Origin of the sequence: Bacillus cereus group sp. BfR-BA-01310 (assembly GCF_022664325.1) — a bacterium.
In the GTDB taxonomy this organism is placed as follows: Bacteria; Bacillota; Bacilli; order Bacillales; family Bacillaceae_G; genus Bacillus_A; species Bacillus_A paramycoides.
Map to the genome: position 1 here is coordinate 1 of NZ_JAKUHD010000011.1, position 14,266 is coordinate 14,266.

Here is a 14,266-nt window from a genome sequence, read left to right on the forward strand (position 1 = left end):
CGCAACCAAATGGTCCCGTGGTGTAGTGGTTAACATGCCTGCCTGTCACGCAGGAGATCGCCGGTTCGACCCCGGTCGGGACCGCCATTTTTACATAAAGGCTCGGTAGCTCAGTCGGTAGAGCAGAGGACTGAAAATCCTCGTGTCGGCGGTTCGATTCCGTCCCGAGCCACCATTTTGAAAAATGCAAGCCGGCTTAGCTCAATTGGTAGAGCAACTGACTTGTAATCAGTAGGTTGGGGGTTCAAGTCCTCTAGCCGGCACCACTTTCAAAATGAGCCATTAGCTCAGTTGGTAGAGCATCTGACTTTTAATCAGAGGGTCGAAGGTTCGAATCCTTCATGGCTCACCATTTTCAATTTAATGCGGGTGTAGTTTAGTGGTAAAACAAGAGCCTTCCAAGCTCTGGTCGAGAGTTCGATTCTCTTCACCCGCTTATCTATTATGGGCCTATAGCTCAGCTGGTTAGAGCGCACGCCTGATAAGCGTGAGGTCGATGGTTCGAGTCCATTTAGGCCCACCATAATATTCCGCAGTAGCTCAGTGGTAGAGCTATCGGCTGTTAACCGATCGGTCGTAGGTTCGAGTCCTACCTGCGGAGCCATATTATAGAGAAGTACCCAAGTGGCTCAAGGGGCTCCCCTGCTAAGGGAGTAGATCGCGAACGCGGTGCGAGGGTTCGAATCCCTTCTTCTCTGCCAGAACTGGCCCGTTGGTCAAGTGGTTAAGACACCGCCCTTTCACGGCGGTAACACGGGTTCGAATCCCGTACGGGTCATACTAAAAGAGATAGCATAATCTGCTATCTCTTTTTTGTTATGTAAAAGTAGACTTTGAATAGTCTGCTTTTTTATGGATTTTTGTATACTTTTTTCTATTTCAATCGTCTAACTAATAGAAAGGAGAGCGCGATGGAGTATGAAAAGGTGTCGTAAATTCTTTTTCATTTGCTACTCCATTCCAGTACTCTTTCTGTTTATTCATACGTGACAACATTCCTTCCCCATAAATTCCCTTGATTATATTCCTAACAAGAAGAAAAAAACAGTTTTTACATTCATTTTGTAATGAGATAATAAAGTTGTTTGAAAATAATAAAATCATTTAAAAACAAATAAAGGTGTTATAAAGTATAGAAATGGTTTGTATTGTATACTTCTATAAATAAAGAATAATTCTAAGTGTGGGGCTGATATTAAGTGTTTAAATATAACGTATGTTTCTTAAAAAGTAAGGATAAAGTCTTGATGTTGAATCGTGAAAAGGCACCGATTATGGGAGTGTGGAACGGTGTTGGTGGTAAAAATGAAGTAGGTGAAACTGCTGATGAGGGTGCAATTCGTGAAGTGTTTGAGGAAACAGGATTCAAGGTAAATCAGTATTATTCAAAAGGTGTCATTACATGGGATACTAGTGATCGTAAAAAAGATGGATTATATGTGTATTTATTTGAAATAGATACAATATTAGATAGTGAATCTATGAAAAAAACAAGAGAAGGTATTCTCGATTGGAAACACATTGATTGGATACTGAATCCCTCTAATTTAGGGATTGCTGAAATGGTAAAGGAATATTTACCTGTTCTATTAGAAAAAGAAGGTGATTATTCATTCGAATATAAAGATGACATATTAATACTTGTAAAATAAAAGTTTTTACATAAAGATTTCATAATTAAACATTTTTATTATCTATTTTTGAGGGGAAATTTAAATAGATTGATTTACATTTAAAGAAATTTAAAGAGTCTTGCTACATGTGAATTGTAATAAGGCCCTTATTTTTCTATTCAAAATTAAACACCTTTATTCTCTCTATACACATTTGTGTATTTGATACAAATCTAAGATGACTATAAAAAACACCATTCTTTCCTATGATTTTACAGAAAGAATAGCGTATTTTTTCATTTTAGGAGGTATTTTGTTTTGTTAGCTTGATAGCGATGGGCTAACACCACATACTCATCAAGCTAACATTTTGAAGTGCCCCCAAAACGAAAATTTCATCTTTTCATATGTGTCCATGAGAATTCAGTTCATTTTTTTCGTTTTGGGGAACATTTAATTTCTTAAGTTGATAACGATGTGGTGGGGCCCCATTATGGTCTTAATTCAAAATTGATTTTAATAATATGTTCTTGCCTACACACTAAGCGACCATCTATTTTTCTTTACATAATCTCCAGATACAGTCCATATCAACTATAGATTCTTGTCTTATGCTAAATGTATTCCCAAACAAGGAGGTAATGAAAAATGTTTAAAACATTATTAGCAGGAACACTTTTAAGTACAGGATTATTAGCGGGTGGTGCAGTAGGTGCAGAAGATGTGAAAATGGACAACCTAAAATCAAATGAAAATAGTCCAAATCAATCAATTACAACAAGTGCAGATGGAACAACGTCTTTCTCACAAAACTTTAATGCACCTAAAGATGCAGTGCCAGCAACTCCTAAAGGAGATGCAAAAACTGTTGAAAGAACAGAAGGTACAGGTTCGCAAGAAGGAAAAATGGTACCAACAAAAGAAGGTACAGATTCTCAACCTGGATTTGAAATGGGAGCCCCTGAAAAACCAGAGCATGCAAAAACTGTTGAAAGAACAGAGGGTACAGACTCTCAAGAAGGAAAAATGGTACCAACAAAAGAAGGAAATTAAATAATATATAGTTATAACGAAGAGCATCCAAAAAGTGGTGCTCTTTTTATATTATAGGGATCAACTAGTTTTACTCAATATAGAACTGTAGCAGGAATTAAGGCTAGAACATGGGGTACTGTCTTTTCAAATCATGGTGTTTGGAGCAATAGTTTTGGTGGTAACGTTACAACATAAACATTTTATTAGAGATTTTTTAAATTTACATACACTCTAGATATACTACATATCAACTTCAGATACTTGTTTTATGATACAAGTAATCAAACAAAAGGAAGGCAATACAAAATGATTAAAAAAGTATTAACAGTGCACTCTTTTAAGTACAGGAGATTATTAAACGTACGATTCGAAGAAGTTTGAGTTATAAAAAGAAAATAGATAAATATAGTGAAAATAGATAAATTGACAAGAGAAAAGTACTTTGTGTATATTACAGGTGCTTTTTATTTTCATTTTGATATAGGGCTTGAATTAAATTTTTACACAAAAATATATACGGCAAAAAGGGGGGAGTTCATTGCACAAAATTATTTATGGAATATTAATTTTAATTTATACTTTGTATTCATTTTTTGTAAGTGATGGAAGTGAAGTAAGGTTTATTATGGTGTTAACTATAGTACTTATCTTTTCTGTGGTTTTAGAAAAAGGAAATGCAAACAAAACGACTGATTAAAGGTCCTTTTGTTTGCATTTTTTTAGTTGGCTATTTAAGTCCAGATGTTTTAGGGATAGCACCAAATCGCCATAAGGCTTAAAGAACGATTTATCCCCAAACAATAAATACGAGCAAAATGCACAAAATTTTCGTTCTGGGAGTGGTATGAGATTTTAACTTGATGGCATGGGGTTTACCCTCTTACAGAGTTAGAAGACAACTCGGACATCTCTGTTACTGTGGTTGCTGACCATCGTACTGCTTTTTCTTCATTCTTGTGCCTAGTATGATGAGGGCGACATAGATTACGATGGCAATCGAATCTATAAGCGTATCCGTAAGCCCCGATACGTCAAGCAATGCGGTTACACCAAGAATAACCATCAGTCGGACGGTCAGGATCGCCGCAATCAACCATGCGGCAAACCGGATCTTTGATCTCTCGGTTTGGAATGACATGAAAATGAAAGCGATGCCGAAGACCAGATTTTCCGCCGTGATGATGTGCCAGACATACGTGAATACTGTCCGGGTACCCACGGATATCGCCTCAGTGTTGAGCGTCGGTAGCACAGCGGATTGCCCGTTCCATGCGTGCGTGACGGCAAACAGCATCGCAAGGACGCCTGCAATCAGATAATAAAAATTCCTAACCTTGATGTTCACCACAACCTTCCTTGGAAATTCCCGGTTTCTTCTTTCTCTTTTTTGTTTATTTCTTTATTATTTTTAATTTATTTTCTTAAATGGATTGTATTCACTTTAATGCAGAAAGAACACCTTTCATTTTTAAAGTGGTAATTAAACTTGTTTATTTCGATTCACAATCTTTATAAACCATCTTCATTGAGATTGATTCCACACTTGATTTAATCATTTTACACTCTATGTGAAAAAGTTCACAAATAGGTCATAATTTGTGAAGTAATTCACAATAATCCGTGCTACAATATGAATGTAAAGAAGTTAAACAACATTAAATTAGTATTTTAATTAATTACTTAAACAATAATAAAAAATAGATGTAAACAATAGAGAGGGGAAATTACAATGAAAAAAGGTATCAATCGCGTAGTATTAGTAGGAACAGGAGCTGTAGGTTGTAGTTACGCTTACTCAATGATCAACCAAGGTGTAGCTGAAGAATTCGTACTTGTAGATGTTAATGAAGCAAAAGCAGAAGGGGAAGCAATGGACTTAAGCCATGCGGTACCATTCTCTCCAGCACCAACAAAAGTTTGGAGCGGTAGCTATGCAGATTGTAAAGATGCAGACTTAGTAGTTATCACTGCTGGATTACCACAAAAGCCAGGCGAAACTCGTTTAGACTTAGTTGAGAAAAATACAAAGATCTTTAAACAAATCGTTCGCGGTATTATGGATAGCGGATTCGATGGAATCTTCTTAATCGCAACTAACCCAGTTGATATTTTAACTTACGTAACTTGGAAAGAATCTGGTTTACCAAAAGAGCGCGTAATCGGTTCTGGTACAACTTTAGACTCTGCTCGTTTCCGCTACATGTTAGGTGACTACTTAGATGTAGATCCACGTAACGTTCATGCTTACATCGTTGGTGAGCACGGTGACACTGAACTTCCAGTATGGAGCCACGCTACTGTAGGTGTACAAAAGCTAGAAACAATCTTAGCGAACAACGAACAATACAAACAAGAAGATTTAGATAAAATCTTTGAAAATGTACGCGATGCAGCTTACCATATCATCGAACGTAAAGGCGCAACTTATTACGGAATCGGTATGTCACTACTACGCGTAACTAAAGCGATCTTAAGCAACGAGAACAGCGTATTAACTGTATCTGCATACCTTGAAGGTCAATACGGTGAGAAAGATGCTTACGTAGGTGTTCCAGCTGTTATTAACCGCGAAGGTGTACGTGAAATCGTAGAACTTGAATTAAACGAAGAAGAAAAAGCGAAATTCGCTCATTCTGTAAAAGTATTAAAAGAAACAATGGCACCAGTACTATAATAATTGCTAAATGAATCAGAGGCGGGAAACTGCTTCCTACCTCTGATCATATATAAATGAATATAAATTCCTTTTCCGGTTTCCCTTGTATATCCCCAATATACCCCTGTTGCTGGAGAAGGATCGTTTATAGAAAAAAGCACTCTATTTTCGAATAGAGTGCTTTTATGTGTTATTTTTTCGGTGTTAGTCCTAATTTCGTTGTTAGACGGCTTGTTAAATGACCTGGCACTTCTACATAGAAGTTATAGTCACGTGTATTTACAGGAAGTCCGTTTATGCTGAAGAAGCTATATTTGTCTAATTTCCTTTCGTATTTATGGCGATAAGCATCAGTAGCATATACTTTTGCACCAAGTTTCGTATAATCGAATGTTTCATCTAAATATCCACGTTCGTTTACGAATGCTTCAGGCGTAATGTTTCCTTCAACTAATGAATTGTAGTTCTTTATTAAGAACGAGTATATGCTTATGAATTTTTCATTTCAATAAAATTTGTGACAAAAAATGTTGAGAAATATTATTTTATGGCAGATTAATTTGTTGGTATTTTACATGGAAAATAGCGTGAAAAACGGAGAGAAATCAATAAAATAAATATTGAGCAATAAAGAATGGTGAGAAATAGTGAGGAGAAATGAAGCGTTTGCAATGAATATTCGTCAAAATTCGATATTTTATATAGAAATATGAAGAAAATTCAACATTTTCAAGAAAAAAACGTATATTTTTAAAAAAATAACAAGGATATTTCAGTTTTTCGCAGAAATGATAAAGTGTTAAAAATTTCTGTCATCTTAGTGAGGTGAGCATATTGGATGTAATAAAGTGTGAAGAAGTGAAACGAGATGGGTTTCATACAGAAAAGTACTATGACAGTTATAACATCTTTGGGGCACATATTGTGACGGAAGATGGGATGCGAGGTGTACGATTTACAGTATGGGCTCCTCATGCTAAAGCAATGAGTGTTGTTGGAGATTTTAATGAATGGGATTATGAGCAACATAAGATGCTACAAGTGACAGAAGAGGGGATTTGGTCCTTGTTTGTACCGCATATTGAAGAGAAGGAAATATACAAGTATGCGATTGAAACGATGGACGGTGACGTTATTTTAAAAGCGGATCCTTATGCAGTATATGCAGAAGTAAGACCAAATACGGCATCTGTAGTTTTTGATATAGAGGGATATGAATGGAATGATAAAAACTGGGTCCGTAAGAGAAAGAAAAAGTCGATTTATAAAGAAGCGATGACAGTTTACGAATTACATTTCGGTTCTTGGAAAAAGAAAGAAGATGGAGATCTGTATTCTTACCGAGAAATGGCCGAGGAACTCATTCCGTATGTGGTGGAACATCAATTTACACATATTGAAATTATGCCGCTTGTTGAGCATCCATATGATCGTTCTTGGGGATATCAAGGAACGGGATATTATGCAGCAACAAGTAGATTCGGCACACCACATGATTTGATGTATTTTGTCGACGAATGTCATAAATATGGAATCGGTGTCATTTTAGATTGGGTGCCGGGGCATTTTTGTAAAGATGCTCACGGTTTATATTTATTTGATGGGACACCGACTTATGAATATAAAGATATAGATGTACAAGAAAACCCGGTATGGGGAACTGTTAATTTTGATTTAGGAAAGAGGGAAGTACGTAATTTCTTAATTTCAAATGCGTTATTTTGGATGAAGTATTTCCATATTGATGGTTTCAGGGTAGATGCAGTTGCGAATATGTTGTACTGGAATAAAGAAGGAAAAGAGCAAAGCAATGAACACGCTGTTTCTTTCTTACGAGAGTTAAATGAAGCTGTGTTTGCAGAAGATGAAGACTTTCTTATGACAGCAGAAGATTCAACAGCTTGGCCACTTGTAACAGCTCCAACATACGAGGGTGGACTTGGATTCAATTACAAATGGAATATGGGCTGGATGAATGACGTGCTGAAATATATGGAATGTGCACCCGAGTACCGGAAATACATTCATGAGAAAATGACATTCTCTTTACTATATGCTTACTCTGAAAACTTCATATTACCGCTTTCTCATGATGAAGTCGTTCATGGGAAAAAGTCGTTATTAAATAAAATGCCGGGAGATTACTGGGATAAGTTCGCCCAACTTCGTTTATTATATGGATATTTCTTTGCTCATCCAGGTAAGAAATTACTCTTTATGGGTGGAGAATTCGGGCAATTTGATGAGTGGAAAGACCTTGAAGAGTTAGATTGGAATTTACATGATTTTGAAATGCATCGTTATATGCATGATTACTTTAAAGAGCTCATAGCATTGTATAAGCGCTCAAAACCACTTTGGCAGCTTGATCATTCACCTGAAGGATTTCAGTGGATTGATGCTAATAATAATGAGCAAAGTATTTTCTCGTTTATCCGCCAAGGGGATAAGCAAGAAGATGCGTTAGTTGTCGTATGTAATTTTACGAAAGCTACATATGAAAACTATAAAGTAGGTGTACCAGATTTCGAGTATTATAACGAAGTTTTAAACAGTGACGCTGCACAATATGGCGGTTCGGGGCAAGTCAATAAGAAACGTCTCAAGACGATTCTAGAGCCGTACCATAATCAAGCAGCACATGTAGAAATTACAATTCCACCATTTGGCGTATCCATATTACGACCAGTGAAGACGAGAAAGGGGAGCAAAAAACAAGATGGCTCAAAAACAAAAGTGCGTAGCAATGTTACTAGCAGGGGGAAAAGGTAGTCGTTTAAGTGCATTAACAAAAAATTTAGCCAAGCCAGCTGTTCCATTTGGTGGTAAATATCGCATTATTGATTTTACGTTAAGTAACTGTGCGAACTCCGGTATTGAAACGGTTGGGATTTTAACACAATATCAACCGCTAGAACTTCATAATTATATTGGAATCGGAAACGCTTGGGATTTAGACCGTGTAAACGGTGGGGTCACAGTTTTACCTCCTTATGCGGAGTCTTCAGGTGTGAAGTGGTATACAGGTACCGCAAGTGCCATTTATCAAAACTTAAACTATTTAAGCCAGTATGAACCAGAATATGTCCTTATTTTATCAGGTGACCATATTTATAAAATGGATTACAGCAAAATGTTAGATTACCATATTGAGAAAGAAGCGGACGTTTCGATTTCTGTTATTGAAGTGCCTTGGGATGAAGCAAGTCGTTTCGGTATTATGAATACAAATGAAGAGATGGAAATTGTTGAATTTGAGGAGAAACCGCAATTTCCAAGAAGTAATCTTGCATCAATGGGAATTTATATTTTTAACTGGGCTATTTTAAAAGAATATTTAGAGATGGATGCAAGAAATCCTGAATCTAGTAATGATTTCGGAAAAGATGTACTTCCGCTTTTATTAGATGAAGGGAAGAAGTTGATGGCGTATCCGTTTGAAGGATATTGGAAAGATGTCGGAACGGTAAAAAGCTTATGGGAAGCGAATATGGATTTACTTCGCGATGAAACATCGTTGAACTTGAATGATCGTAATTGGCGCATTTATTCTGTGAATCCAAATGAGCCACCTCAATATATTGCAGAACAGGCAAAAGTAGAAGAATCGCTTATTAATGAAGGGTGTGTCATTGAAGGGGACGTGAAGCATTCTGTATTATTCCAAGGAGTAACGGTAGAAGAAGGTAGTATGGTAATTGATTCTGTCGTTATGCCGGGGGCAAAGATTGGTAAAAATGTTGTGATTGAAAGAGCAATCGTTGGATCGGAAATGGTTATTGAAGATGGGACAATAATTCGCCCGGAAAAAAATGTTGATGATGTAGTGCTAATTGCTGAAGGGAAATAGAAAAGGGGGATGAAATGAATGGGAGAAAAAATGTTAGGAATTATTAATGCAACGGGAAGTTTTCCTTCCTTAAAGAAAGTAACAGGGCATCGTTCATTAGCGGCGTTACCGTTTGGGGGCCGTTACCGACTCATTGATTTCATGCTTTCAAATATGGTGAATTCTAATATTCATAGCGTAGCGGTTTTTACAAGTCATAAAAATCGTTCTTTAATGGATCATGTCGGTTCAGGAAAACAGTGGGATTTAGATAGAAAGCGTGATGGACTATTTTTATTCCCACCTAATTGCCAATGTGATCAGGACGAATTTGGATCTTTTGCACATTTTAGAAGACATATTGATTATTTTCTAAGAAGCAGAGAAGAGTATGTTGTGATTACGAATAGCCATCTTGTAACGGCGTTAAATTTCCAAGCAGTGTTAGAGCGACATATACATACGGCAGCAGATATTACCGAGGTTTGTCATGAAGGAGTTTCGCTTCAAACATACGTGTTAAAGAAACAATTATTGTTAGACTTATTTGAGACATATAAAGATGTGGAGCAATACAGTTTATTTGATGTAGTGAGAGAAAAGCGGGGAAAATCACTGCATATTGCTACGTATGAGCATACAGGATATGTAGCTATTATTGACTCGATTGAAAGTTACTATAAACATAGCTTAGAAATTTTGCAACCTGTTATTTGGAAGCAATTATTTAAGAAAGAAGCACCAATCTTTACGAAAGTAAAAGATGAGCCGCCAACTCGTTACTTAAAGGGTGCAGTCGTGAAAAACACAATGATTGCAAACGGCAGTATTATTGAAGGCGAAGTAGAAAATAGTGTTGTCTCCCGTTCTGTTAAAATTGGAAAAGGTTCAATTGTTCGTAATAGCATTATTATGCAAAAGAGCCAAATTGGAGATAACTGTATAATAGATGGTGTTATTATTGATAAAGATGTGAAACTTGGCGACGGTGTAGTTTTAAAAGGAACTGCTGATAAGCCATATGTTGTAGAAAAGGGTAGTGTTCAAAATAGTACAATCAATAGTTATTCGTAAATAGCGGGTGAATAATCAGTGGGGAGGATGAAGAAAATCTCCACTGATTAAAGTTTCAATTTACATGAAAACTTGAAGGGAGGAAGCTGTAAGGAGAGCGATTTATGATGTATACGCTTTTCGCGCAGTGGGACAACAGGTGAATATTTTATTTGCAGTATCAGAATGTGTACCGTTTATTAAATCAGGAGGTTTAGCTGATGTAGCAGGAGCGCTCCCGAAAGAACTAAAAAAATTAGGGGTGAATGTTCGCATTATACTTCCGAACTATAGTCTTATCCCGAAAGAGCTAAGAGAAGGATGTACGCTTCATAAAGTAATTAATATTCCTCTTGGGTGGAGAAACCAATATTGCGGGATTTTAAAAGGTGAGCAGGACGGAATCACGTATTACTTAATAGATAATGAATATTATTTTAAGAGAGATTCTCTGTATGGTCATTATGATGATGGGGAGCGTTTTTCTTATTTTTCGAAAGCAGTTTTAGAGTGTATTCCGCATCTTGATTTTGAAGTAGATGTTCTTCATAGCCATGATTGGCATACAGCTATGGTTAATTTCTTACTTCGAGAAAAGTATCAAGATAACCCGTTATATGAGCATATTAAAACGGTATATACGATTCATAACTTGCAGTTCCAAGGTGTATTTCCTCCTGAAGTGATGTACGATTTACTGGAACTTGGTCATGAATATTTTCATAGTGAACAGCTGGAATTCTATGGAAATGTGAACTTTATGAAAGGCGGTATTATCGCATCTGACAAAATTACAGCGGTTAGCCCGACATATAAAGAAGAAATTCAATATGAGTTTTTCGGTGAGAAGTTAGATGGGTTGCTACGAAAATATAATGATAAGCTTAGTGGCATTGTAAATGGAATTGATACGAGCGTATATAATCCAGAAACAGATCCATATATTACAGCTCAGTATAGTGCAGAGTCATTAGATGAAAAGAATGAAAATAAACGCGCATTGCAGCGTTATTTTGGTTTGCCAGAAAAAGAAGATACACCAGTCATTTCGATGGTAACACGATTAACGAAGCAAAAAGGTCTTGATCTAGTACGTACTGTATTCCGTGAAATAATGGAAGAAGATGTACAATGTATAATTCTAGGATCGGGCGATTCGGAATACGAGCAGTTCTTTGAATGGATGGCATATGAGTATCCAGAGAAGGTAAAAGTATATATCGGATTTAATGAAGAGTTAGCACACCAAGTGTATGCGGGAAGCGATTTATTTTTAATGCCATCGCTTTTTGAACCGTGTGGACTTGGACAACTTATTGCACTAGCATATGGCACAATTCCAATTGTAAGAGAAACAGGCGGACTAAATGATACTGTACATTCTTACGATGAAGAAACTGGAGCTGGGAATGGCTTCAGCTTTACGAATTTTAATGCACATGACATGTTACATACGATTCTTCGTGCAATTGAGTTTTATCAAGATAAACCGGTATGGGAGCAACTTGTAAAGCAAGCGATGACTGAGGACTATAGCTGGAGAAAATCAGCTCTTGCATATAAGGAATTGTATAAGAGTCTCATGGAATAACATTTAGGTGGTGAAAAAATGTTTACTCATGTTGAATGTTTCAAATCAGCTTTTCTAGAAAAACTAGAGACGATGTATGGGAAAAGTTTCAAAGATTCTACAACTCGTGATCAGTATAATACGCTTGGTCATATGGTTCGTGAGTATATGAATAGTCAATGGATTGCAACGAATGAAAGTTATCGGTCTGGAGATCAAAAGCAAATGTATTACTTATCCATTGAGTTTTTACTTGGGCGTTTGCTTGGAAGTAATATGTTAAATTTAGGCATTCGAGATGTGTGTGAAAAGGGACTTTCTGAACTTGGAATTTCTTTGCAAGAGTTAGAAGAGATTGAAGCAGATGCTGGCCTTGGTAATGGTGGACTTGGACGTTTAGCAGCCTGTTTCCTCGACTCGCTCGCTTCTTTAAACTTGCCAGGACATGGCTGTGGTATTCGTTATAAACATGGCTTGTTTGATCAAAAAATTGTTGATGGCTACCAAGTGGAATTTCCAGAACAGTGGCTTCTTCATGAAAACGTTTGGGAAGTAAGAAGGTATGATCAAGCTGTAGAAGTAAGTTATTTTGGAAACGTTGAACCACTAGAAATTGATGGACGTTTAGAGTTCCGGCATACAAACGCAGAAGTTATTATGGCAGTACCATACGACGTTCCAGTTGTAGGCTATGAAACGAGTACTGTAAATACGCTTAGACTTTGGAATGCAGAGCCAGTTCCTTTCCCGCAAAATTGTAAAGATATTTTGAAATATAAGCGTGAAACAGAGGCAGTATCGGAGTTTTTATATCCAGATGATACGCATGATGAGGGGAAAATACTTCGTTTGAAACAACAGTATTTCCTCGTATCAGCAAGTTTGCAAAACATCGTTCGTATGCATAGGGAGCGACATGGTAGTCTTCGTCAGTTACATGAAAAAATTGCGATTCATATTAACGATACACATCCAGTTCTAGCTATTCCGGAACTTATGCGTATTTTATTAGATGAGGAAAAACTAGCATGGGAAGAAGCTTGGAACATCACAACGCAGACGATTTCCTATACGAATCATACGACGTTATCAGAAGCGCTTGAGAAATGGCCAATTCACATTTTTAAACCGTTATTACCGAGAATTTATATGATTATTGAAGAGATTAATGAACGTTTCTGTCGTGAGCTTTGGGAACGTTATTCATACGATTGGAATCGCATTGAGAACATGGCAATTATTGCGCATGACCTTGTGAAAATGGCTCATTTGGCAATTGTCGGAAGTCATAGTGTAAATGGTGTAGCGAAAATTCATACGGAAATTTTAAAGCAGCGTGAAATGCGATTGTTTTATGAATTTTATCCAGATAAGTTTAATAATAAAACGAATGGAATTGCTCATAGGCGCTGGCTAATGAAGGCGAATCCGCAGCTGACGAATCTTATTTCGGAGGCGATTGGAGAAGAGTGGAAGAAGCAGCCAATTAAACTGCAAGCGTTACAAGCTTTTCATCAAGATGCTAGTTTTCAAGAAAAGCTTGCAGGGGTAAAAAAAGAGCGTAAGGTCATTTTAGCAGAGCGCATTCAAAATAAAATGGGGATTCATATTGATCCAAATTCTATTTTTGATGTGCAAGTGAAAAGGTTACATGCCTATAAACGACAATTATTAAATGTTCTTCATATTTTATACTTGTATAACCGTTTAAAAGAGGATACTAGTTTTTCATTTTACCCGCGCACTTTTATTTTTGGAGCGAAAGCATCACCTGGCTATTATTATGCGAAGAAAATTATTAAATTAATAAATGAACTTGCAAGAAAAGTAAATAATGATCCATACGTAAGTCAATATATGAAAGTTATCTTTCTAGAAAACTACCGAGTTTCTTTAGCGGAAGATATATTCCCGGCAGCGGATGTGAGCGAACAAATCTCAACTGCAAGTAAGGAAGCATCAGGAACAGGGAATATGAAATTCATGATGAATGGTGCAATTACACTCGGAACGTTAGACGGGGCTAATATTGAAATAAAAGACCGGGTCGGTGATGAAGCCTGTTTCATTTTCGGCTTAACAGCGGAAGAAGTGCTTCATTACTATCAAAATGGTGGATATCGTACAGGTGACTATTATCACCACAATATGCACATTAAAAAAGTGGTAGATCAGTTAACGAATGGTTTCTTTGCACATGCTGGGGCTGAATTTGAAGCAATTTACGATTCCCTCGTTATTCAAAATGATGAATACTTCGTTCTTCGAGATTTTAGTCCATATGCTGAAAGACAAGAAGCTGTCGGTAGAGCCTATGAAAATAGGACGAAATGGTTAGAAATGTCGATTTTAAATATTGCACAATCTGGGCATTTTGCAAGTGATCGAACAATTTTGCAGTACAGCAATGAAATTTGGGGTATTGGTAATACGGTAAAGCTATTTTAAATAGATTGCCATATTTGGAACGGTACGATAATGCATGAAATTATATCGGTGATTCTTCGAAT

At 36.7% G+C, this 14,266-nt stretch carries 10 protein-coding genes, 9 tRNA genes and 1 pseudogene; 18 read left to right on the forward strand and 2 right to left on the reverse strand.

Annotated elements, in window-relative coordinates; all coding sequences use genetic code 11:
* Positions 1-11: 11 nt before the first annotated feature.
* The 12 genes from MR109_RS19585 to MR109_RS19640 all read left to right on the forward strand — a co-directional run bounded on the left by MR109_RS19585 (position 12) and on the right by MR109_RS19640 (position 3,345).
* Positions 12-87, forward strand: a tRNA-Asp gene (locus MR109_RS19585).
* A 12-nt stretch (positions 88-99) separates the two neighbouring features.
* Positions 100-175, forward strand: a tRNA-Phe gene (locus tag MR109_RS19590).
* Positions 176-190: 15 nt separating this feature from the next.
* Positions 191-266 (forward strand) — tRNA-Thr (locus MR109_RS19595).
* Positions 267-276: 10 nt separating this feature from the next.
* Positions 277-352: transfer RNA gene (locus MR109_RS19600), tRNA-Lys, on the forward strand.
* A gap of 13 nt (positions 353-365) precedes the next feature.
* A tRNA-Gly gene (locus MR109_RS19605) sits at positions 366-436 on the forward strand.
* 10 nt (positions 437-446) lie between these two features.
* Positions 447-523: transfer RNA gene (locus tag MR109_RS19610), tRNA-Ile, on the forward strand.
* 6 nt (positions 524-529) lie between these two features.
* Positions 530-604: transfer RNA gene (locus tag MR109_RS19615), tRNA-Asn, on the forward strand.
* Positions 605-610: 6 nt separating this feature from the next.
* A tRNA-Ser gene (locus tag MR109_RS19620) sits at positions 611-701 on the forward strand.
* Positions 702-706: 5 nt separating this feature from the next.
* Positions 707-778 (forward strand) — tRNA-Glu (locus tag MR109_RS19625).
* 421 nt (positions 779-1,199) lie between these two features.
* Entirely contained in the window at positions 1,200-1,652 is a 453-nt protein-coding gene (locus MR109_RS19630; protein ID WP_082147968.1) for an NUDIX hydrolase, read from the forward strand.
* Positions 1,653-2,261: 609 nt separating this feature from the next.
* Complete coding sequence (locus MR109_RS19635) at positions 2,262-2,666, forward strand: alpha-ketoglutarate permease (RefSeq protein WP_242273584.1); 405 nt, start codon at positions 2,262-2,264, stop codon at positions 2,664-2,666.
* 520 nt (positions 2,667-3,186) lie between these two features.
* On the forward strand, positions 3,187-3,345 hold the full coding sequence (locus MR109_RS19640) for a hypothetical protein (protein ID WP_002105584.1): 159 nt from the start codon (positions 3,187-3,189) through the stop codon (positions 3,343-3,345).
* Positions 3,346-3,561: 216 nt separating this feature from the next.
* On the opposite strand, the gene MR109_RS19645 is transcribed toward MR109_RS19640, so the two are convergent.
* The gene (locus tag MR109_RS19645; RefSeq protein ID WP_002173980.1) at positions 3,562-3,996 is read right to left on the reverse strand and encodes a hypothetical protein; all 435 of its coding nucleotides are present in this window, start codon (positions 3,994-3,996) and stop codon (positions 3,562-3,564) included.
* Between the two features lie 381 nt (positions 3,997-4,377).
* Between MR109_RS19645 and MR109_RS19650 the strand changes: the two genes are divergently transcribed.
* Positions 4,378-5,322 (forward strand): L-lactate dehydrogenase, encoded by a 945-nt coding sequence (locus tag MR109_RS19650; RefSeq protein ID WP_002173979.1) that lies wholly within the window; start codon positions 4,378-4,380, stop codon positions 5,320-5,322.
* 190 nt (positions 5,323-5,512) lie between these two features.
* Here MR109_RS19650 and MR109_RS19655 read toward each other — a convergent pair.
* Positions 5,513-5,767: pseudogene (locus MR109_RS19655) on the reverse strand (dockerin type I domain-containing protein); the annotation flags it as partial.
* Between the two features lie 371 nt (positions 5,768-6,138).
* Here MR109_RS19655 and glgB point away from each other — a divergent pair.
* The 5 genes from glgB to glgP all read left to right on the forward strand — a co-directional run bounded on the left by glgB (position 6,139) and on the right by glgP (position 14,204).
* The gene (gene glgB, locus MR109_RS19660; protein ID WP_242273585.1) at positions 6,139-8,076 is read left to right on the forward strand and encodes a 1,4-alpha-glucan branching protein GlgB; all 1,938 of its coding nucleotides are present in this window, start codon (positions 6,139-6,141) and stop codon (positions 8,074-8,076) included.
* Entirely contained in the window at positions 8,024-9,154 is a 1,131-nt protein-coding gene (glgC, locus tag MR109_RS19665; RefSeq protein ID WP_002173977.1) for a glucose-1-phosphate adenylyltransferase, read from the forward strand. The genes glgB and glgC overlap by 53 nt, the downstream gene beginning before the upstream one ends.
* A gap of 18 nt (positions 9,155-9,172) precedes the next feature.
* On the forward strand, positions 9,173-10,207 hold the full coding sequence (gene glgD, locus MR109_RS19670) for a glucose-1-phosphate adenylyltransferase subunit GlgD (protein ID WP_071718200.1): 1,035 nt from the start codon (positions 9,173-9,175) through the stop codon (positions 10,205-10,207).
* 139 nt (positions 10,208-10,346) lie between these two features.
* Positions 10,347-11,777 carry a glycogen synthase GlgA gene (gene glgA / locus MR109_RS19675; RefSeq protein WP_098304285.1) on the forward strand — a complete coding sequence of 477 codons (1,431 nt, stop codon included), beginning with the start codon at positions 10,347-10,349 and terminating at the stop codon, positions 11,775-11,777.
* Positions 11,778-11,795: 18 nt separating this feature from the next.
* Positions 11,796-14,204 carry a glycogen phosphorylase gene (gene glgP / locus MR109_RS19680; RefSeq protein ID WP_242273586.1) on the forward strand — a complete coding sequence of 803 codons (2,409 nt, stop codon included), beginning with the start codon at positions 11,796-11,798 and terminating at the stop codon, positions 14,202-14,204.
* Positions 14,205-14,266 lie beyond the last annotated feature (62 nt).

Excerpts from the sequence above, each read along its gene's own strand:
- MR109_RS19635 (WP_242273584.1), top strand. The coding sequence starts at position 2,262 with ATGTTTAAAACATTATTAGCAGGAACACTTTTAAGTACAGGATTATTA.
- MR109_RS19650 (WP_002173979.1), top strand. The coding sequence starts at position 4,378 with ATGAAAAAAGGTATCAATCGCGTAGTATTAGTAGGAACAGGAGCTGTA.
- glgC (WP_002173977.1), top strand. The coding sequence starts at position 8,024 with ATGGCTCAAAAACAAAAGTGCGTAGCAATGTTACTAGCAGGGGGAAAA.
- glgD (WP_071718200.1), top strand. The coding sequence starts at position 9,173 with ATGGGAGAAAAAATGTTAGGAATTATTAATGCAACGGGAAGTTTTCCT.
- glgP (WP_242273586.1), top strand. The coding sequence starts at position 11,796 with ATGTTTACTCATGTTGAATGTTTCAAATCAGCTTTTCTAGAAAAACTA.